This window comes from Stenotrophomonas sp. RS-48 (genome assembly GCF_030053245.1).
Lineage (GTDB): Bacteria > Pseudomonadota > Gammaproteobacteria > Xanthomonadales > Xanthomonadaceae > Stenotrophomonas > Stenotrophomonas maltophilia_P.
In genome coordinates, this window is sequence record NZ_JASGBV010000071.1 from 23,541 (window position 1) to 44,100 (window position 20,560).

Below are 20,560 nucleotides of genomic sequence, written 5' to 3' on the forward strand. Positions count from 1 at the left end.
CCGGGCATTCGGCTGGATGGTCCTTCCGGCGACGGCTACCCGCGCCCGCCTGCCAGAAACAGCGCCATGCGCTGCAGCTCGTCCTCCAGCGCACTGCGGAACAGCCGGTCGCGCGCCAGTGAGCGCCCCGCATAGCCGAGCGATGGCTCAAGCTGGCCGTCGCGGACAGTCACATTGGCCCACCCCACCACCTGCTCGCGCCACAACATCGGCAGCGCGTAGTAGCCATACTGGCGCTTGGGCGCCGGCGTGTAGGCCTCGAACCTGTAGACCCAGCCCCACAGCAGCTCGAACCGCCGACGGTCCCAGACCACCGGATCGAACGGCGCCAGCAGGCGTACCTGCTCGTTCGGCGCATGCCGTCGTGAGCGCGGATTCTCGTCCGCCGGCCAGTACCACGTGGTGCCCTCCACGGTAGCGCTCGCCAGCTGTTCTTTCGCCAGCTTCAGCGCCTGCCGGGTCTGCTCGGCCAGATGCGGTGCGCCGTAGCCCAGCAGCCGGGCCAGGTAGGTCAGGCTGGCCGATGGAAGCGGCGCGTACTTGCGCACGATCAGCGCGACCAGTGCCGCCGCGCGCCGCACGCGCCCGTCCTCGCTGTTCTCCGCCGGCGCATGCTCGGCCACGCTGTAGATGCGCGTTCCGCTGTCGCGCCGCTGCACCCGCAGCAGGCCGCGATAGTGCATGCCCTCCAGCAGATGCGTGCTGGCGTTGCTGGTGCCGCCCCAGTAGTTGGTCACCCGGCCGTGCGCGAACGCCTGGTCGACCTCGCGCGGATGCACGCTGCCACGTTCGCGCACGAACGCCAGCACATCCGCCGCACGGCGTTCGGTGTCCGCGTCCCATGCGCGCCGGGCGACGCGGGGATGCATCAACGCCAGGTACTCGCGCGGCAGGAAGCCGTAGTTGACCAGGCAGTCCTCCTCTACCGGCAGGCGAGGGTAACGCCGCTCGAGGTCACCGGCCCGATAGTCCTTCACCCGATGCCGCAGTGTCAGATCCTGTGCCCGGGCCGGCGCGCGGATCGGATCGGCCTGTACGAAGCCCAGCCGCCGGATCGCGGCCATCAACGTTGTTGGCGGGAACAGGGTGCGCGCCACCGCGTAGCGGCGCAGGTCGTCGAGAGTGGGCTGCCTGGACATGACGCCATTGTAGGCGCGCGCCGGGGGTATGCTGTCAGGCCCCGGTCCACTGACGTCCATCATGCGCACGCTGTATCCCCCGATCACGCCCTATCGCGAGCACACTCTGCCCGTGAGCACGCTGCACACCCTGCATGTCGAAGAGTGCGGGACGCCCGACGGCATTCCGGTGGTGTATCTGCATGGCGGTCCCGGTGCCGGCATCTCACCCACGCATCGTCGCTTCTTCGACCCGGCGCGGTACCGCATCGTGCTGATCGACCAGCGCGGCAGCGGCCGTTCCACCCCGTTCGGCGAACTGCGCGACAACACCACGCAGGAACTGGTGGCCGATATCGAGAAGGTACGTGAGCACCTCGGTATCGAGCGCTGGCTGGTGTATGGCGGCTCCTGGGGCTCGACGTTGTCGCTGGCGTACGCGCAGGCCTATCCCGCCCGCGCCACCGGCCTCATTGTGCGCGGCGTGTATCTGGGGCGGGACATCGAGAACCAATGGTTTTCCGAGCCGCAGGGCGGTGCGCGCTGGATATTTCCGGAGCGCTGGGACCGCTATGAAGCGCACATTCCCGAAGACGAGCGCGGCAACCTGCTGCAGGCGTACTGGACACGCCTGGACAGCCCGGACCCCGCCATCCGCATTGCTGCCGCAATGGCGTGGCTGGGCTGGGAGGACAATGCTGCGACCCTGCAGCACGAGGTGACCGCCGAATCCAGCAGCGACCCGATGGATACCCTGGCCAAGGCCCGGATAGAAGCGCACTACTTCCGCAACGGGGCCTTCCTTGAGCCCGGCCAGCTGCTGCGCGATGTGGAGCGGATCCGCCACCTCCCGGCGGTGATCGTACAGGGCCGCTACGACATCATCTGTCCGCCACGCAGCGCGTGGGAACTGGCCAAGGCGTGGCCGGAAGCCAGGCTGGAGATGGTGATTGCCGGCCACAGTGCGAACGAAGCGGCCACGACCGACGCGCTGGTGCGCGCGACCGACGACTTCGCCGACCGTTTCGGCCAGCCCGGCTGAATCGTTCCTTCACCGTGCCACGGTGAAGCCGACCGTCGTCAGACCGTCCGAACTGGCCACGAACACTTCGCCGCCATGCAGTGCGGCGATGGCCTTGACGATGGACAACCCCAGCCCGTGATGGCGCTCGCCCCGATACTCACGGGCCTGGTCGACCCGGTAGAAGCGCTCGAACAGCAGGGGCAGATGCTCGGCGGCGATGCCGTTGCCTTCATTCAGCACGGCCACCCGCACGCCGTCGCCTTCGGACTGCAGCTGCACACGCACGTCGCTGCCTGGACGCGCATGCTGCACGGCGTTGTGCAACAGGTTGGTCAGCGCGCGGCGGAACAACGACGGATCGATGCGGGCGGTGGCGTCGCCTTCGACATGCAACGTCAGCTGGGCCTCTTCGAACAGGAATTCCATGAATTCACCGGCGGTGGCGACCTCGTCTGCCAGCTGGACCTGACGCGTTTCCACCGCGATATCGCCCTGGCCGGCCCGCGACAGGAACAACATATCGTTGACGATCGCACGCAGGCGCTCCAGTTCCTCCAGGTTGGACTGCATGACCTCCTGCAGCGCCGCCACATCACGCGGACGGGACAGGGCCACCTGGGTCTGTCCCATCAGATTGGCCAGGGGGGTGCGCAGCTCGTGCGCGACGTCCGCGTTGAACCCGTCCAGCCGCGTGTACGCTGCTTCCAACCGATCCAGCGCGCCGTTGAAGGCCTGCGTGAGGTGGCCCAGTTCGGCCGGCAGTCCCTGCGCGGCCAGGCGCTGCGACAGCCGCTGCGGGCTGAGCGAGCGTGCCTCGTTGGACAGCGCCCGCAGCGGGGCCAGCCCCAGCCGGGCGATCCAGTAGCCAAGCCCGGCCACCAGCAGCACGCCCAGCCCGCCGGCCACCCACAACGCAACGCCGAAGCGCTGCAGCGCCTGCGTATAGGGCTCCGAGTCGATGCCGATCCACAGGTCCACATCCGGTCGCGCGCCCTTGCCCGGCACCCGCTCATACAGCGTGCGCAGCGGGTGCCCGCCCTCACGCGGCAGCGTGCCCATGCCGTTGTCACCCTTGCCGGGGGCCTGCACCTGCGGCTCTGCCTGGCCGATGCGGAATGTGGGGTTCTCGCTCCATGCCCAGACCAGGGTGTCGCGGTCGCCTGAGATCAGGTTGCCGACCTTCTCGCGCACCTTGTTCCAGCGCTCGGTGCTGTCGCACATCGCGACGCTGCCACTGACCGCGTGCAGCTTGGTCTGCAGTTCCGCATGCTGGTAGCGCACCACCTGCCGCTCGAGCACGCCATAGACGCCCACGCCCAGCAGCGCAAACACCAGCAATGCGGCCAGCGCGAACATCGCCGACAGGCGCTGGGCGATCGACATCCTCATCCCCGCCCACCCTCGTCCTCGCGCACTTCCAGCACGTAGCCCATGCCGCGCACGGTATGCAGCAGCTTGCTCGGGTAAGGGCCGTCGATCTTGCCGCGCAGGCGCTTGATCGCCACTTCGACCACATTGGTATTGCTGTCGAAATTGATGTCCCAGACCTGGGCGGCGATCACCGTCTTGGACAGGATCTGGCCCCGCCGCTGTGCCAGCAGCGCCAGCAGCGCGAACTCCTTGCCGGTCAGGTCCAGCCGCGAGCCATCGCGGTAGGCCCGCCGGGCCAGCAGGTTCACCTGCAGATCGCCCACCTGCAGTTCGGTCGGCTCCTGCTGGCGCCCACGCCGCACCAGGGCCTGCAGCCGCGCCAGCAGTTCGATGAACGAGAACGGCTTGACCAGGTAGTCGTCGGCGCCCTGCCCCAGGCCGTGCACGCGATCATCCACGCGGTCCCGCGCGGTCAGCATGATCACCGGTGTCTGCTTGCTGCGGCGCAGCTCGCGCAGCACGCTGAAGCCATCCATGCCCGGCAGCATCACATCCAGCACGATCACGTCGTAGTCGAACTCGCGCGCCAGATGCAGGCCGGTGACACCGTCTGCAGCCAGATCCACCGCCCAGCCCTGCTCGCCCAGGCCGGTGCGCAGGTAATGGGCGGTCTTGCCTTCATCTTCCACGATCAGCAGTTTCATCCAGGGTCCGCCAGGGCAGCGCCCGCCGCCTCCCTGCGCTCGCGGCGACGCTGCAGGAACAGGCGGTCCAGGGCCAGGTAGATCACCGGGGTACTGTACAGGGTCAACAGCTGGCTGATCAGCAGGCCACCGACCACCGCCACGCCCAGCGGCTGGCGCAGTTCCGAACCCGTACCGAAACCGATCATCAGCGGAATGGCACCGAGCAACGCGGCCAGCGTGGTCATCATGATCGGGCGGAACCGGGTCAGGCAGGCCTCGTGGATCGCCTCCAGCGGCGCCAGCCCGCGGTTGCGCTGTGCGTCGAGGGCGAAATCGACCATCAGGATGCCGTTCTTCTTAACGATGCCGATCAGCAGCACGATGCCGATCAGCGCCATGATCGAGAAGTCCAGCCCCCACAGCCAGAGCATCAGCACCGCGCCGATACCGGCCGACGGCAGAGTGGACAGGATGGTCAGCGGGTGCACGAAACTCTCGTACAGCACGCCGAGGATGATGTAGACCGCCAGCAGGGCCGCGAGGATCAGCAGCGGCTGGCTGGCCAGCGACTCCTGGAAGGCCTGTGCCGTGCCCTGGAAGCGGCCGCTGATGCTGGCAGGCATGCCGATCTGCGCCTGCGCCTGCTCCACCAGGCCGACCGCTTCGCCCAGTGAAACGCCGGGGGCCAGATTGAAGGACAGGTTCACCGCCGGCAGCATGCCGTTATGGCTGATCGACAGCGGACCATTGCCCGGGGGCTGCACCTGAGCCACGGCCGACAGCGGCACCATCTGCCCGGTCAATGGCGAACGCAGGTGGAAGTAGGACAGCGCATCGACCTGCCCCAGCATGCCCGGCGCGATTTCCAGGATGACCCGGTACTGGTTGGTTTCGGTCTGGAACTCGTTGATCTGGCGCTGGCCGAAGGCATCGTAGAGCACCTGGTCGATGTCGTTGGCGGTCAGGCCGAAGCGCGCCGCTGCCGTGCGGTCGATCTCCAGCCGGGTCACGCTGGCGCCGACCTGTTGGTCATTGGACACGTCACGCAGCTGCGGCAGGCCCCGCAGCCGCTCGGTCAGCTGCTCGGCCCACTGCGACAGCTCGCGGCTGTCCTGTCCGCGCAGGGCGTACTGGTACTGCGTCCGCGCCGGCCCGGCGCCGAGATTGATGTCCTGCGCCGCGCGCATGTACACGGTGATGCCGGGCACGCTGGCCATCTTCGCCCGCACCCGGTCAATGAAGCCGTGCACGTCCACATCGCGGTCGCCGCGGTCCTTCAGCACGAACCAGAAGCGGCCGTTGGACAGCGTCTGGCTGCCGGCAGTGGCGCCGACCGCGTGGTTGTAGGCCTGCAGGGCCGGATCATCCGCAACGATGCGCGCGAGCTGCTGGTGCTTGGCCACCATGTCCTCGTAGCCGATGTCCTGCGCCGCCTCGGTGGTGGCGAACACGAAGGCGGTGTCCTGCAGGGGAAAGAAGCCTTTGGGAATCACTATGTAAGAGGCCACCGCCACCGCCACGGTCAGGCCGAAGCCTGCCAGCACCAGCCGCTGGCGGCGCAGGGCCCATTGCAGGCTGCGGTCGTAGCCGGCCAGCAGGCGCCCGGCCAGGGTCCGCTCGCTGTCCCGGTGCGCCGGCATGCGCTTCATCAGGTGCGCGGCCATCATCGGTGCCAGAGTCAGCGAGGCGACGATGGAAATCAGGATCGCCACGGTGATGGTCAGCGCGAACTCGGCGAACAGGCGCCCGACCACCCCGCCCATGAACAGCAGCGGGATGAAGGCGGCAATCAACGACAGGCTGATCGAGACCACGGTGAAGCCGATTTCGCCGGCGCCCTTCAGGGCGGCGTCCACCGGACCGAGCCCGGCCTCGCGGTGACGGTGGATGTTCTCAACCACGACGATCGCGTCGTCGACCACGAAGCCGACCGCAACCACCAGTGCCACCAAGGTCAGGTTGTTGAGGCTGAAGCCGGCCACGTACATCGCGGCGAAGGTCGCCACCAGCGCGACCACCAGTACCGCGCCGACGATCAGCGTGGCGGAAAGCTGGCGCAGGAACAGGCCCATCACCAGCACCACCAGCACGATGGTCAGTACCAGGGTGAGCTCCACCTCGTGCAGCGACGCGCGGATGGTGCGCGTACGGTCGTTGAGCACCTCCACATCGACGCTGGCCGGCAGGTTCGCGCTCAGTTCCGGCAAGGCGGCCAGCACCGCATCGGTGGTGCGCACGATGTTCGCGCCGGGCTGCCGGCTGATGATCAGGCCGACCCCAGGCTGGCCGTTCGGCCACGCCTGCACGTAGGCATTCTCGGCGCCGTCGATCACCTGCGCGACATCACCCAGCACCACCGGTGCGCCGTCACGATAGGCAACGACCAGGCGCCGGTAGTCCTGGGCACTGAACAGCTGGTCGTTGGCTTCGAAGGTGGACGTGCGCTGCTCGCCCATCAGTGCACCCTTGGCCTGGTTGAGGCTGGCGTTCTGCGCCACGCCACGCAGGTCGGACAGGGTCAGGCCCATCGCCGCCAGCCGCTCCGGCTGGGCCTGGATGCGGATCGCCGGACGCTGCTGGCCGACGATGCCGACCTCCGAAACGCCGCTGATCTGGCTGATCGAGCGTGCAAGTCGGCTCTCGGCCAGATCGCTCAGTTCGGTCATCGACATCTGGGTCGACACCACGCTGAGCACCAGGATGGGGCTGTCGGCCGGATTCACCTTGCGCCACGTCGGCATGTTCGGCAGTTCACTGGGCAGGCGGCCGGCGGCGGCGTTGATCGCCGCCTGCACTTCCTGCGCGGCCGTGTCGATGTTCTTTTCCAGATCGAACTGCAGGGTGATCGAAGTGCTGCCCAGTGCACTGGTCGAGGTCATCTCGATGATGCCGGGCACGCCCGTCAGCTGGGTTTCCAGTGGCGTGGCCACCGCCGAGGCCATGGTCTCGGCGCTGGCACCGGGCAGATTGGCATTGACCCGGATGGTCGGGAACTCAGCCTCCGGCAACGGCGCCACCGGCAGGCGCGGCAATGCTGCCACGCCCAGCAGCACCACCGCCAGGGTCAACAGGGTCGTGGCGACCGGGTGATGAACGAACCAGCTGGACAGCGAGGTGCGCGCGCTCACGGTGCCGCCCCGCGCCGGACCGCTGCAGGCGCCGCGGCGGGTTTGGCCTCGGCCACCACCGTGCCCGGCCGCAGCCGCGACTGTCCATCGCGTACCACCACATCGCCGACCCGCAGCTCACCCTGCACGACCACCTGCCCGCCGTCCTGTTCACCGACCGTGACCGGCAGCGATTCCACGCTGCCATCAGCGACCACGCGGTAGACGAAGCTGCCCTGCACGCCACGCTGGATCGCCGCGGCATCCAGCACCAGCGCGCCCGTGCTCTGGCCGGTGCGCACCCGCACGCTGACCAGCTGTCCGGGCCACAGCTGGTCGGACGCATTGCTGAAGCGCGCGCGCAGCCGCACCGTACCGGAGGCCTCGTCCACCTGGTTGTCGATCACCTGCAACGTGCCCTCAGCCAGCAGCTGGCCACCCTCGCGGTCCAGTGCCTGCACCTGTGCGCCGCCTGCGGCGAGCGCCTGTCGCAGCTGCGGCAGCGCGTCCTGCGGCAGCGCGAACACCACCGAGATCGGATCGGTCTGCTGCACGGTCACCAACCCCTGCGTGTCACTGGCGCGCACCAGATTGCCCGGATCCACCTGGCGCAGACCGATGCGGCCGTCCATCGGCGCCACGATGCGCGTATACGAGAGCTGCACCTGCGCTGCGTCCACCGCAGCCTGGTTGCCGCGGCCGGTGGCCTGCAACTGCTGCACGGTGGCGGCCTGCTGCTCCAGCATCTGCCGCGACACCAGCTGGTCGCTGGACAGATGCTGCAGCCGTGACAGATCCGAGCGCGCCGCGTCCAGCGTGGCGCGGTCGCGCACCAGCGCCGCCTGTGCACCGCCCAGACCGGCACGGATGGCGCGATCATCGATACGCGCGAGCAGTTGCCCCTTGCGCACCTTCTGCCCTTCCTCGAACAGCACTTCGGTCAGCACGCCATCCACCTGCGGGCGCAGCACGGTGCTCTGCAGCGACTGCACCGTGCCGACGCCGCTTCGCCAGTGCGGGACATCACGCTGCTCGACGCGCGTGGTGACCACCGGTACCGGTGGTGGTGCCGCGCTGGGCTGTGCGTCGCCGCGGGAAACGCCGTGGAACAACATCGCCAGCAACAGGGCAACCAGCAGTGCCGCTCCCAGCGCGAGGTGGCGGCGGCGCAGCAGCGCAGTGACATCAGGCAATCGCATGGCAGGGGGTCCAATCCGGTGCCCGCGCCGGTCTGCGCAGGCCTGCCGTCATCCTGGGTGGCAACCTCCGGCACCATGCTGTCGCCTGCCTGACAATTCCGTCAGCTTCGACTGCGGCCGCTATACCAAGGTATAGCGACGCTAACCCACGGGCCTCTAGGCCGTGCCCGGCCAGCGGCCGACAATGGCACCACCGCCGGGAAACGCGCCCGGCAGCCCCTTCCCACCTGCACGGAGACGCCGATGGATCCCGACCCTGCCGGGCGCAACGCGCCCCTGCCTGCCTGTTTCCGCCCGTACCGGGCGCCTGGCGGCCGGTCCCTGCCTGCGTGAGTGCGGGGGGCCGCCAGGCGCACCTGCCTGGAGAGTGCCCCCATGTCCTGCAAGACCCTCTACATCACCCTGCGCCGCCTGATGGGTACGCGCGATGTCACCGCCCTGCGCAGCCAGCTGTGGGTGCATGGCCCAGTGCTGTTTGCGCGTTCGCTGGCGCTGGGCTCGCCACGCGTGGTGGCCGACGTCCTTTCGTTGCTGCCGATCAGCGAGCGCATCAGCGTCCTGCGCCATCTGCCCTACCCCCTCCGCGACGCGATGAAGCCGCTGTGCATCGGCGGCAGCCAGCGCCTTCGCATGCAGCCCTGGTCGCCTGACGTACTGGCCCTGCGCTCCGCCTGAACGGCGACGCGACGCCCTGCCCCCTGCGTGCCGGTCCTGCGCCGGCCCCATCAAGGAGTTCCCCATGAGCCTGCTCAATGCCTGGTTCAACGCTTTCCTGCGCAGCCGGCGCGCCGGCAACCTGTTCCGGCGCCGGGCGATGCCCGAAGCCGGCTTCGGTCCCGGCAACAGCGGGAGCGTACCGTTCAACCTCACCGCCGGACTGGTCACCTTGGCGCAGCTCGATGAAGCGCACCTGCTGAGCAGGCTGGACTCGCACGCCGATGGCCTGGGCCAGCACGAGGCGGACGAACGGCTGGCCGCCCTCGGCCCGAACGAAGTCGATCACGAAAAGCCGCTGCCGTGGTGGCGCCACCTGTGGCAGTGCTACCGCAATCCGTTCAACCTGCTGTTGACCGTGCTGGCAGCGGTCTCCTGGCTGACGGAGGATGCGAAGGCCATGGTGGTGATCGGCGCGATGGTGCTGTTGTCCACCCTGATCCGCTTCGTCCAGGAAGGGCGTTCCAACCGCGCCGCTGAACGGCTGAAGGCACTGGTGGGGAACACGGCGCGTGTACTGCGGCGCACCCCTGGAACGGAAGCGGCAGACCTGGCCGATCAGTACTTCGGTGCGCACCTGCACAGCCGGCGGCCCTCACGGCTGCTGGACCTGCCGATCCGCGAGCTGGTACCCGGCGATCACCTCGTGCTCTCGGCCGGCGACATGATTCCGGCCGACTGCCGGGTGCTGTCGGCCAAGGATCTGTTCGTGGCCCAGGCGGCCATGACCGGGGAATCACTGCCGGTGGAGAAGTTCGCCCATCCGGGCGATGCGCAGGCCGGCCTGCTCGATCAGCACAACCTGCTGTTCATGGGTACCAACGTGGTCTCCGGCACGGCCACCGCGGTGGTACTGGCTACCGGCAACCGCACGTATTTCGGCACTCTGGCCGAGCGCAGCATCGCCAGCGACCGTGCATCCACGGCCTTCCAGGCCGGGGTCAACAGTGTCAGCTGGCTGCTGATCCGCTTCGCCCTGGTGATGGTGCCGTTCGTGCTGCTGGTCAATGGCTGGACCAAGGGTGACTGGACCGAAGCCTTCCTGTTTGCCCTGTCGGTGGCGGTCGGCCTGACCCCGGAAATGCTGCCGATGATCGTCACCTCCACCCTGGCCAAGGGGGCGGTGCTGCTGTCGCGCCGCAAGGTGATCGTCAAGCGCCTGGACGCCATCCAGAACTTCGGTGCCATGGACGTGCTGTGCACCGACAAGACCGGCACGCTCACCCAGGACCGGATCGCCCTGGAACGGCATACCGACGTGTTCGGCCGTGACTCGGAAGACGTGCTGAAGTTCGCCTATCTCAACAGCCACTTCCAGACCGGCCTGATCAATCTGCTGGACCGCGCCGTGCTGGAGCACGTGGAACTGCAGAGCTCGCTGCGCCTGAGCCAGGACTACCGGAAGGTGGACGAGATACCGTTCGACTTCGAGCGCCGCCGCATGTCGGTCGTGGTATCCGAATGCGGGAATCACCATGAGCTGATCTGCAAGGGCGCGGTCGAGGAGATGCTCGCGGTGTGCTCCACCGTGCGCGAGAACGGCCACGACATGCCACTGGACGAACGGCGGCTGGCGCGGGTCCGGCAGACCACCGAGGAACTGAACGAACAGGGCCTGCGGGTTGTGGCGGTGGCGATGAAGGAAACCAGCGCGCAGCAGGCGACCTACACCCAGTCCGACGAATGTGGACTGACCCTGATCGGCTACGTGGCCTTTCTTGATCCGCCCAAGGAATCGGCTGCACAGGCACTGCAGGCACTGGCGATGCATGGCGTCGAGGTCAAGGTGTTCACCGGCGACAACGAACTGGTCACCGCCCGTGTCTGTGCCCAGGTCGGACTCGACGCGGACACGATCCTGACCGGCCCGCAGATCGAACGCATGGGCGATGAAGCGCTGGCACACGCCCTGCAGCACCACCGCGTGTTTGCCCGCCTGACGCCGCTGCACAAGGAACGACTGGTACGCCAGCTGCGCGCGCAGGGCAAGGTGGTCGGCTTTCTCGGCGACGGCATCAATGATGCGCCCGCGCTGCGCGCCGCCGACATCGGCATCAGCGTCGACAGCGCCGTGGACATCGCCAAGGAAGCGGCCGACATCATCCTGCTGGAAAAGAACCTGACGGTGCTGGAGGAAGGCGTGATCCAGGGCCGGCGCACCTTCTGCAACATGCTCAAGTACATCCGCATGACCGCCAGCTCCAACTTCGGCAACGTGTTCTCGGTGCTGGTAGCGTCCGCCTTCCTGCCGTTCCTGCCGATGCTGCCGCTGCAGCTGCTGGTGCAGAACCTGCTGTACGACGTTTCGCAGATTGCCATTCCGTTCGACAACGTGGACGAGGACCTGGTGCGGCAGCCGCTGAAATGGAACCCGGCGGACATCGGCCGCTTCATGGTGTTCTTCGGACCGATCAGCTCGGTCTTCGACCTCAGCTGCTTCGCCCTGATGTGGTACGTGTTCGACGCTCGCACACCCGCCGACCAGGGCCTGTTCCAGTCAGGCTGGTTCGTCGTCGGCCTGCTGACCCAGACCCTGATCGTGCACATGATCCGCACGCCGAAGCTGCCGTTCCTGCAGAGCATCGCCGCGCCACCGCTGCTGCTGATGACGGGACTGATCATGGCCCTGGGCGTGATCCTGCCGATGAGCCCGCTGGCCGCCTACTTCAGGCTGCAGGCACTGCCGGCAGGGTACTGGCCGTTCCTGGTGGCGATCCTGTTCGGCTATGCCGCACTGACCACTGCACTGAAGAAGCTCTACATCCGTCGCTACGGCTGGCAGTAGGCGTTGCCGGCCGTGCCTGGGGAGATCCTGATGTCCGCCATCAACCTGAACCTGCCCGCGTTCAACGCCGGCGCCACGCTCGGCTCGCTGCTGAGCCTGTCCACCGCCTTCGTCCTCGGTGCCGCCATCGGCCTGGAGCGCCAGCTGCGCCAACGTACCGCAGGGCTGCGCACCAACACGCTGGTAGCCGTCGGCGCGGCGGTGTTCGTCGACCTGGCTGTCCGTTTCCACGACCTGTACGGCGGGCCGCCGTCGCCGCTGCACGTGGTCGCCTACGTGATCTCCGGTGTCGGCTTCCTGGGTGCGGGCGCGATCATGAAGGAGGGCGCGCAGGTCTCGGGCCTGAACACCGCCGCCACCCTGTGGGGCTCGGCGGCAGTGGGGGCCTGTGCCGGCATCAAGCTGTTGCCGGAGGCGGTGATGGCCACGCTGTTCGTGCTCGCCGCCAACACGCTGCTGCGGCCGGTGGTCAACCGCATCCAGCGGCAGCCCTTGCCGGAGACGTTCAGCGAAGCTGTCTATGCCATCAATGTCGTCTGCCAGCGCGAACAGCAGGCCGAGGTACTGGATCGCCTGCTGCTGTTGCTGGAACAGGCCCAGTACCCCGTGCGCGCGGTGGACCACCATCCCTTCGGCGAGCGCGATGTGGAGATCGAAGCGGTGCTGTATGCCACCACCGCCGATGGCGACGAGCTGGATGCGGTCCTGGCGGCGTTATCCACCACGCCCGGCGTCCTGCAGGGGTTCTGGAATGCCAGCCTGGAGGAGTGACGCGAGATCATCGCGCGCACGTGCAGCGCGGCAGCCGCTGCCGTCCAGGTGCACACGCCCAGCCACGGGAGGCAGAGCCAGCTTTGCTATCCTTTCCATCCCGCCAGGGAGCTGTCCCGATGCCTTCGCTGTCGTCCCGCCGTCCACTGGTGCTGCTGGCCTTGATCGTCTCCGTAGTGGCGATCTTCCTGCTCGACACGTTGACCGACTACGCGGTGGCAGCCGCCTGCTTCTATGCAGCGGTGATCCTGGCAGCCTCGCGGGTGCTTTCGCCGCGCGGATTGCTGGCCCTGGCCGTAGCCTGTGTCGCCCTGACCGGCCTGAGCTTCGTGCTGACGCGTTTCGGCACCTACCGCATCGGTCTGGTCAATTCGGTGATCGGCATGCTGGTGATCGCCATCACCACCTGGCTGACGCTGAAAATGGAAGCCGCCAAGGCCGCCGTGCAGGAGGCGCAGGCACGCCTGCTGCGGGTCGCCCGCGCGTCCACCGTCGGCGAGCTGACCACGTCCATCGCGCATGAGGTGAACCAGCCGCTGGCGGCCATTGCCAGCAGCGCCGACGCCTGCCAGCGCTGGCTGGCGCAGGAACCGCCGAATGTTGACAAGGCACGGCAGGCGCTGTCACGCATCCTCGCCGACGCGCATCGTGCCGGCGATGTGATCGCCCGCATCCGCGGACTGACCCGGGGTGCGGCACCCCAGCGCGACACCTTCGACCTGAATCAGGCCGTGGAGGAAATGCTTGCGCTCTCGCGCAGCGAACTCGACCAGCATGGGGTGACCGTGGCCCTGCTGCTGGAGCCGGACCTGCCGCCGGTGCAGGCCGACCGCGTGCAGGTGCAGCAGGTGATCGGCAACCTGATTCTCAATGCCGTCGATGCGATGGAAGGCGTAGCGGTGGCCGAACGCCGGCTGTCACTGCTGAGCCGGCGCGACGGGCAACGGATCACCCTGAGCGTGCGCGACCGTGGCATCGGCCTGCCGGCGGAACAGCCGGAGCGCGTGTTCGAGGCGTTCTGGACCACGAAGTCGAGCGGACTCGGCCTGGGCCTGAGCTTGAGCCGCTCCATGATCGAGGCCAATGACGGCCACATCCGCGCGGAACGCGTTGCCGGCGGTGGCGCCTGCTTCGTGTTCGACCTGCCTGTTGCCATCGGGGACCGCCATGCGTAGACCCACTGCACCGGCCGTCGAGCCGGCGCCCATCGTGTACGTGATCGACGATGATCCCTCGGTGCGCGCGGCGCTGGAGGATCTGCTGGCCTCGATGGGCCTGCAGGTACGGGGCTTCGCGTCCACCCAGGCGTTCCTCGAACAACCGCTGCTGGATGCGCCCGCTTGCCTGGTGCTGGATGTGCGCATGCCGGGCCAGAGCGGCCTGGAATTCCACCGCGGCATGCGCCAGCGTGGCCTGCACCTGCCGGTGGTGTTCATCACCGGCCACGGTGACATCGCGATGGGTGTCAACGCGATCAAGGACGGTGCGATCGAGTTCCTGACCAAGCCCTTCCGCGACCAGGAACTGCTGGATGCGATCCACAAGGGTATCGGCATCGATCGCCAGCGCCGCCGCGAAGGCGACGAACTGGGCGCCCTGCAGCAGCGCTGGGAGTCGCTGTCGGCCGGCGAGCGCGACGTGGTGGATGGCGTGGTCCGGGGCCGGCTCAACAAGCAGATCGCTGCGGACCTGGGCGTCAGCGAGATCACGGTGAAGGTGCGCCGCGCCCAGGTGATGCGCAAGATGGGCGCGCGCACGCTGGTCGACCTGGTCCGCCTGTACGACCGGCTGCGGGCCGGGCTGGACTAGCCTTATGGGAGCCATGAAATCTATGCGGAACGCGGCCGACGAGGCCCATGCTAGTTTCTGCGCCTCCTCCCAGCGAACCTTCACGATGCGCTCTTTCCTGCCTGCCCTCGTCCTTGCCGTGGCGGTCCCGCCGCTACATGCAGCAGAGCCGCCCCTGCCCCAGCTGCGGGCCTACACGGTGGATGCTTCATGGCTGCAGCCGATGAGGCCGCTGCAGATCGCCGACCATACCTGGCAGATCGGCACCGAAAACCTGACCGCACTGCTGGTACAGACCGACGACGGCGCGGTGCTGATCGATGGCGGCATGCCGCAGATGGCCGATCACCTGCTGGCCAACCTGCAGCAGCGCGGCGTCGCACCGCAGCAGCTGCGCTGGATCCTGCTCAGCCATGCCCATGCCGACCACGCCGGTGCGGTGGCCGAACTCAAGCGCCGCACCGGCGCGCAGATCGCCAGCAACGCCGAAACGGCCGTCCTGCTGGCGCGCGGGGGCAGCAACGATCTGCACTTCGGCGATGGCATCACCTTCCCTCCGACCAATGCCGACCGCATCCTGATGGACGGCGAGGTCGTGTCGCTGGGCGGAATGCACTTCACCGCGCATTTCATGCCGGGTCACACACCGGGCAGCACCGCCTGGACCTGGAACGACACCCGCGATGGCAGGCCGGTACGCATTGCCTATGCGGACAGCCTCAGTGCGCCGGGCTACCGGTTGCAGGGCAATCCCCGCTATCCGCACCTGGTCGAGGACTATCGCCGCAGCTTCGCGACCGTGCGCCGCCTGCCCTGCGACGTGCTGTTGACCCCGCATCCTGGCGCCAGCGGCTGGGACTATGCCGCAGGCGCCAAGGCCAGTGCTGCAGCGATGCGCTGCAGCGCCTACGCGGATTCAGCCGAGCGCAGTTTCGAGGCACAGCTGGCCAGGGAACGCGACAACGCGCACTGAAGCCGTGGCGGCCTGTGAGCCGCCACAGCAGCAGCGACCCTCAGCCGCCCTGGCCGTGGTGGGCGAACGGCTCGGTGCTGCCGTCACCGCGCACCAGTTCCACCGTGTACGGCTGCACATAACCGTCGGGCATCTCCATGCCGGGCGAACCGGCCGGCATGCCCGGCAGCACCAGTCCACGCGCCGCAGGACGCTCCTTCAGCAGCCGCTTGATGTCCTCGGCCGGAACGTGCCCCTCCACCACATAGCCGCCGACCTCGGCGGTATGGCAGGACCCCTTGCCGACCGGCACACCCAGGCGCCGCTTGATCGGGTTCATGTCATCGGTATCCCGCACGTCCACCGCGAAGCCCGCGGCCTGCAGGTGTTCGACCCAGACGCCACAGCAACCGCAGCTGGCGGTCTTGTGGACGATGGCGGTCGGCAGCTGCGCATCGGGGACGGAGGCGGCATCGGCCGCTGCGTGGGCATGGCCCGGCGCCGCGGCCACCTCTTCGGCTGCACGGGCGCAGCCGGCGCCGGACAGAATGCTGGCCAGCAGCAGGCCGAGAGAGAGAGAACGGTTCATCGTGTTGGTTCCTTTGTGCATGCGGGCGAAACGCCCGCGACCCACGCATCGAAGGCGCGGGAAAATCGGGAATGGGACAGGCAGGACAACAGGCGGCTGGCGCCTGCAGGCCATCACACGATGGGAGGTCGCAACGCGTCGGTCAGGGGCGGCGGCACAGGCCGTCGTGCAAGGGCAGCGCGTGGCGCCTCGCGCCAGGGTGTGATCGCCACGGCGGAGGAGGTCGCCGGCACGCCGGTACACGCGGGAGGGCACGGGCACTCACTGGCTGCGCAGTCGCCCGATGATCGATCGCCGCAGCATCCGGCCCGATCCACGGCCGTCTCATGCGACGCGGCGCAGTATTCCGTGTCGCCCTGTCCACCGTCGCCCGATGCAGCCCGCGCCAGCCCAGGTGCGGTCAGCACCAGGGCAACGAGCAACAGCCAGCGCAGCAGGAGAGCAGCAGCATTCATCGCAGGCATCATAGCCGATGGGCGTGGCAGGCTGGGCCGCCGCCCGACCCTATGCGGTGTCCGCGCTGCCTGCGTCTGCCCGCATGCGTACCGGAATCGACTTCGCCGCAGGCGTGCCGCTGAGGCGATCGTAGTAGTCCAGCGGCAGCAGCGCATTCAACTCAGGGTAGTAGCCCGCCAGCGCGCCCCGTGGCATGGGGTAGTCGAGCACGGTCAGCCCGTCGATGCGGCGCCGCACGCCATCTGCGCTGAGCGTCTCCAGGCTGACCCGCGCCTCCTTCTCCAGACCGCGTGCCAGCCGGTCTTCGATGTTCATGAACACCACCCTGCGATCGTTGTATACGCCGCGATAGCGGTCGTTGTAGCTGTAGATGGTGGTGTTGAACTGGTCATGCGAACGCACCGTGGCCAGTCGCAGCATGTCAGGATCATCCACCGGGTCGTCCACATCCAGGCCCGGCATCACAAGGATGTTGGCCTTGCCGTTGGCGGTGGGCCACACCCGGCGGCGCGGTGCAATGTCCAGATGGAAGCCGTGCGGCTGCCGGATGCGCTCATTGAAGCCTGCATAGATCTGCGGGTACACGGCAGCGATCAGGTCACGGATCCGCGCATAGTCATGCCTGCAACCTGCCCAGTCGACCCTGCTGTCCGGCAGCGTCGCCATCGCCATGCGACAGACGATCTCGACCTCCGGCAGCAGCTGGTCGCTGGCCGGCTCAAGAACACCGCGCGAAGCGGTCACGTTCGACATCGCATCCTCGATCGTCACGAACTGCTCGCCTGCGGGCGTGACGATACGTTCCGAGCGCGCCACCACCGGCAGGATCAGCGCATCGCGCCCATGCACCAGGTGCCCGCGGTTGAGCTTGGTGGCGATACCCACCGTCAGCTGCAGGCTGCGCATGGCTTCGTAGGCCCGGGGCGTGTCCGGCACGGCATGGATGAAATTGCCGCCCAGCCCGACGAACACCCTGGCGCTGCCATCGAGCATGGCCTCGATCGACTCGACCACATGATGCCCGTGCTCCCGCGGCGGATTGAAACCGAACACCTCCTGCAGGCGATCCAGATACGCTGCCGCCGGCTTCTCGTCGATGCCGACGGTACGATCGCCCTGCACGTTGGAATGACCCCGGATCGGGCCGATCCCCGCCCCCGGCTTGCCGAAGTTGCCGCGCAGCATCAGCAGACTGGCGACCTGCTGCAGCAGCCGCGAGCCATACTGGTGCTGGGTCAGGCCCATGCCATAGCAGATCACCGTGGCATTGGAGCGGATGTAGATCTCGGCGCAGCGCCGGATCTGCGCCTCCGAGATGCCGGAGACCCTGACGATGTCGTCCCAGTCCTGCGCCATCACGTCCGCGCGCAAGGCGTCCAGGCCGACCGTATGTTCATCCAGGAACCGATGGTCGAGCACGCGCTGGCCCTGTGCCTCTCGCTCGAACATCACCTTCATCATGCCTTTGATCAGCGCCAGATCACCGCCGATGCGGATATGCACGAATTCGCTGCTGATCTCGGTGGAGCCGAAGGTCGCCATCTGCACCACATCCTGCGGCTCGGCAAACCGGATCAGGGCGCGCTCGGGCATCGGGTTGACCGCCACGATCGGCACGCCGCGCCTGCGCGCCTCGACCAGGTTGCCCATCATCCGCGGCGAATTGGTGCCGGTGTTCTGGCCGATCACGAAGATCGCCTCGGCGTGCTCGAAATCCTCCAGGACGATGGTGCCCTTGCCCACACCGATGGAAGGTGGCAGGCCACGGCTGGTCGGCTCGTGGCACATGTTCGAACAATCGGGGAAGTTGTTGGTGCCGAACTCGCGTACGAAGATCGAATACAGGAACGCCGCCTCGTTCGGCGTGCGGCCCGACGTGTAGAACTCGGCCTGATGCGGGCTGTCCAGTGACCGCAGGTGACGGCCGATGAGTGCGAACGCCTCGTCCCAGCTGCATGGCACATAGTGGTCGGTGGCTGCGTCGTAACGCATCGGCTCGGTCAGCCGCCCCTGCATTTCCAGCCAGTAGTCGGTCCGCTCCATCAGCTCGCTGACGGTATAACGCGCGAACAGCTCGCGATCCGCCCGGAACCGGGTCGCCTCCCAGGCCAGTGCCTTGGCCCCGTTCTCGCAGAACTCCAGTTTCCTGCGCTCGTCGGCGTCGGGGAAGGCGCAGCTGGGACATTTGAAGCCAGCGGGCTGGTTCATCGCCAGCAGTGCCCTGGAGCCGTTGCCGATCACGCTCTGCTGCAGCAGAACCCGGGCGGTGGCGCCGGCCGCACCCCAGCCGCCTGCGGGCTGGTTGTAGGGCTTGTAACGGGGTGGTTTCTGCTCGGACATGTTCGAAGACCTGGCGCCAGGAGACGAGACTGCGAAGGGCACGACAGACAGAGTCAAGCACGGCCGGGACCACTTCGCCAGAGCCGCCCCGCATCTCCCAGCGCGCCCTCTTCGGCGCGCCGGTGGCTGCTGCATCGCCACGGACGCACTGCGCTATCCTCCGGGGGGTGGGCGAACGGCCCATGACACGCTCACTCTGTCCGGACACTCTGCATGGCTGACTCGCCCCCGCCGCCCTCTCCGCCTGCCGGCACCGCGCAGCGCACGCTGCAGCGCTGGCGTGAGGGCGGGCTGCAGGTGCAGGCGCAGGCCGACGTGGTCGCCGAAGAGGTGCCGGTAGCGCTGCACTACAACGGCACCGTGTTCGCGGTGATGATGGCCACGCCCTGTGACCTGGAGGACTTTGCGCTCGGTTTCTCGCTCAGCGAGGGCTTGATCACCACGCCGACGCAGCTGCTCTCGATCGATGTGGCGCCGCAGCTGGAAGGCATCGAACTGCGGATGACGGTTGCCGCCGAGGCACCGGGCGCCGGTCTGGATCCGGCCGATGGCCGCCTGCTGCCCGGCCGTGGCGGCTGCGGCCTGTGCGGAACACGGCAGCTCGAGGATGTGCTGCGGCCCCTGCCCCCGGTACGCGAACGACGGACCTACGCGCCGGCGGCCCTGCAGCGGGCACTGGCCACGCTGTCGCAGCACCAGCCGATGAATGCGGCCAGCGGCTCCACCCACGCGGCCGCCTGGGCCGACGCCAACGGGCGCATCGGCTGGGTGCGCGAGGACGTGGGCCGCCACAATGCACTGGACAAGCTGATCGGCGCCCTGCATCACAACGAGCACGCCATCGACGGTGGACTGCTGCTGATTTCCAGCCGGGCCAGCTACGAGATGGTCAGCAAAGCAGTGCGCGCCGGTGCCAGCGTACTGGCCGCCGTGTCCGCGCCAACGGCGTTGGCGATCGATCTGGCGCGCAGCGCAGGGCTGTGCCTGGTCGGCTTCGCCCGCGGCAGTGGATTCAATGTGTACACCCATCCAGAGCGGTTGCGGCCGGAAGACATGCCAACGGCATGAACGCGGCCATGGCGGGACCCGCCATCGTCAGTGGGCAACCCCCATCATCGGCCGGGTGACAACAGGCCCGCGATGCGCTCGGCCACCTGGGCGCGCACCGCGTCGTCCAGCTGTCCTTCGTACATGGCCTCGTAGATCCACAGCCCATCGGCCGCCAACCGTGCCACGAAATTGTCCAGCGCCGCAGGATCAACCACGCCGGCCGGCGGCGGCGATGGCGCCCAGCGCTGCACGGCCGGGCTCCATGGCCGCTCACCGGCCTCCGGGTCCACCGATTCGAGCATGAACATCAGCTCGGCGCGCGTCGCGCTCTGCGCCGACACGCGGACGAAGGTCTGATAGCGCTCGAGCGCCGTGGCCTCGCTGGCACGCTTGCCGAGCAGCGCTTCCATCGATGCCTCCCAGTTGTGCACCAGGTGCTCGTCGATGCCGCGCAGCAGTGCCTCGCGCGACGGGAAGTGATACAGCAGGCCGCCGCGCGTGAGGCCGGCTTCTGCCGCCACCGACTCGAAGGTCACCGCGCGCACGCCGTCTCGATTGATCACGTTGACGGCGGCATCGAGGATGCGCTGGCGCTTGCTGGTTCTCATCG

At 67.9% G+C, this 20,560-nt stretch carries 16 protein-coding genes; 8 read left to right on the plus strand and 8 right to left on the minus strand.

Translation table 11 applies throughout. The annotated features are described in order from the left end of the window. Positions 1-35 precede the first annotated feature (35 nt). Positions 36-1,139: a crosslink repair DNA glycosylase YcaQ family protein gene (locus QMZ25_RS13520; protein WP_283219778.1), complete on the minus strand. Its 1,104-nt coding sequence runs from the start codon at positions 1,137-1,139 to the stop codon at positions 36-38. Positions 1,140-1,200: 61 nt separating this feature from the next. Between QMZ25_RS13520 and pip the strand changes: the two genes are divergently transcribed. Next, complete coding sequence (gene pip, locus QMZ25_RS13525; RefSeq protein WP_065182358.1) at positions 1,201-2,160, plus strand: prolyl aminopeptidase; 960 nt, start codon at positions 1,201-1,203, stop codon at positions 2,158-2,160. A 9-nt stretch (positions 2,161-2,169) separates the two neighbouring features. On the opposite strand, the gene QMZ25_RS13530 is transcribed toward pip, so the two are convergent. The 4 genes from QMZ25_RS13530 to QMZ25_RS13545 are packed head-to-tail and all read right to left on the minus strand — an operon-like array spanning position 2,170 to position 8,505. Further along, positions 2,170-3,531, minus strand: a complete 1,362-nt coding sequence (locus QMZ25_RS13530; RefSeq protein WP_065176097.1) for a heavy metal sensor histidine kinase — start codon at positions 3,529-3,531, stop codon at positions 2,170-2,172. Beyond that, positions 3,528-4,217 (minus strand): heavy metal response regulator transcription factor, encoded by a 690-nt coding sequence (locus tag QMZ25_RS13535; protein ID WP_053515914.1) that lies wholly within the window; start codon positions 4,215-4,217, stop codon positions 3,528-3,530. The genes QMZ25_RS13530 and QMZ25_RS13535 overlap by 4 nt, the downstream gene beginning before the upstream one ends. After that, the gene (locus QMZ25_RS13540) at positions 4,214-7,327 is read right to left on the minus strand and encodes a multidrug efflux RND transporter permease subunit (protein ID WP_111186906.1); all 3,114 of its coding nucleotides are present in this window, start codon (positions 7,325-7,327) and stop codon (positions 4,214-4,216) included. Before QMZ25_RS13540 ends, QMZ25_RS13535 begins: the two co-directional genes overlap by 4 nt. Then, entirely contained in the window at positions 7,324-8,505 is a 1,182-nt protein-coding gene (locus QMZ25_RS13545; RefSeq protein ID WP_053515919.1) for an efflux RND transporter periplasmic adaptor subunit, read from the minus strand. Before QMZ25_RS13545 ends, QMZ25_RS13540 begins: the two co-directional genes overlap by 4 nt. Before the next feature lie 375 nt (positions 8,506-8,880). On the opposite strand from QMZ25_RS13545, the gene QMZ25_RS13550 reads away from it, so the two are divergent. From QMZ25_RS13550 to blaL1, 6 genes are all read left to right on the plus strand, one after another. Then, entirely contained in the window at positions 8,881-9,180 is a 300-nt protein-coding gene (locus QMZ25_RS13550; RefSeq protein ID WP_065182320.1) for a hypothetical protein, read from the plus strand. 64 nt (positions 9,181-9,244) lie between these two features. Continuing rightward, on the plus strand, positions 9,245-12,004 hold the full coding sequence (mgtA, locus tag QMZ25_RS13555; protein WP_283219779.1) for a magnesium-translocating P-type ATPase: 2,760 nt from the start codon (positions 9,245-9,247) through the stop codon (positions 12,002-12,004). Positions 12,005-12,034: 30 nt separating this feature from the next. Further along, on the plus strand, positions 12,035-12,775 hold the full coding sequence (locus QMZ25_RS13560) for an MgtC/SapB family protein (RefSeq protein WP_065176105.1): 741 nt from the start codon (positions 12,035-12,037) through the stop codon (positions 12,773-12,775). 119 nt (positions 12,776-12,894) lie between these two features. Then, on the plus strand, positions 12,895-13,950 hold the full coding sequence (locus QMZ25_RS13565) for an ATP-binding protein (RefSeq protein WP_128989685.1): 1,056 nt from the start codon (positions 12,895-12,897) through the stop codon (positions 13,948-13,950). After that, a complete protein-coding gene (locus QMZ25_RS13570; RefSeq protein WP_283219780.1) occupies positions 13,943-14,584 on the plus strand; it encodes a response regulator transcription factor in 642 nt (213 codons plus the stop codon). The genes QMZ25_RS13565 and QMZ25_RS13570 overlap by 8 nt, the downstream gene beginning before the upstream one ends. An 85-nt stretch (positions 14,585-14,669) precedes the next feature. Then, positions 14,670-15,536, plus strand: coding sequence for a L1 family subclass B3 metallo-beta-lactamase (blaL1, locus tag QMZ25_RS13575; RefSeq protein ID WP_197600034.1), 867 nt, complete (start codon positions 14,670-14,672; stop codon positions 15,534-15,536). A 40-nt stretch (positions 15,537-15,576) separates the two neighbouring features. Here blaL1 and QMZ25_RS13580 read toward each other — a convergent pair whose 3' ends face one another. Both QMZ25_RS13580 and QMZ25_RS13585 read right to left on the minus strand, forming a co-directional pair. After that, a complete protein-coding gene (locus QMZ25_RS13580) occupies positions 15,577-16,104 on the minus strand; it encodes a DUF411 domain-containing protein (protein WP_128989681.1) in 528 nt (175 codons plus the stop codon). A 504-nt stretch (positions 16,105-16,608) separates the two neighbouring features. Continuing rightward, positions 16,609-18,900, minus strand: coding sequence for an FdhF/YdeP family oxidoreductase (locus tag QMZ25_RS13585; RefSeq protein ID WP_283219781.1), 2,292 nt, complete (start codon positions 18,898-18,900; stop codon positions 16,609-16,611). A 213-nt stretch (positions 18,901-19,113) separates the two neighbouring features. On the opposite strand from QMZ25_RS13585, the gene fdhD reads away from it, so the two are divergent. Next, the gene (gene fdhD, locus QMZ25_RS13590) at positions 19,114-19,968 is read left to right on the plus strand and encodes a formate dehydrogenase accessory sulfurtransferase FdhD (RefSeq protein ID WP_065182327.1); all 855 of its coding nucleotides are present in this window, start codon (positions 19,114-19,116) and stop codon (positions 19,966-19,968) included. A gap of 44 nt (positions 19,969-20,012) precedes the next feature. On the opposite strand, the gene QMZ25_RS13595 is transcribed toward fdhD, so the two are convergent. Beyond that, positions 20,013-20,558, minus strand: coding sequence for a TetR/AcrR family transcriptional regulator (locus QMZ25_RS13595; RefSeq protein WP_065182328.1), 546 nt, complete (start codon positions 20,556-20,558; stop codon positions 20,013-20,015). Positions 20,559-20,560 lie beyond the last annotated feature (2 nt).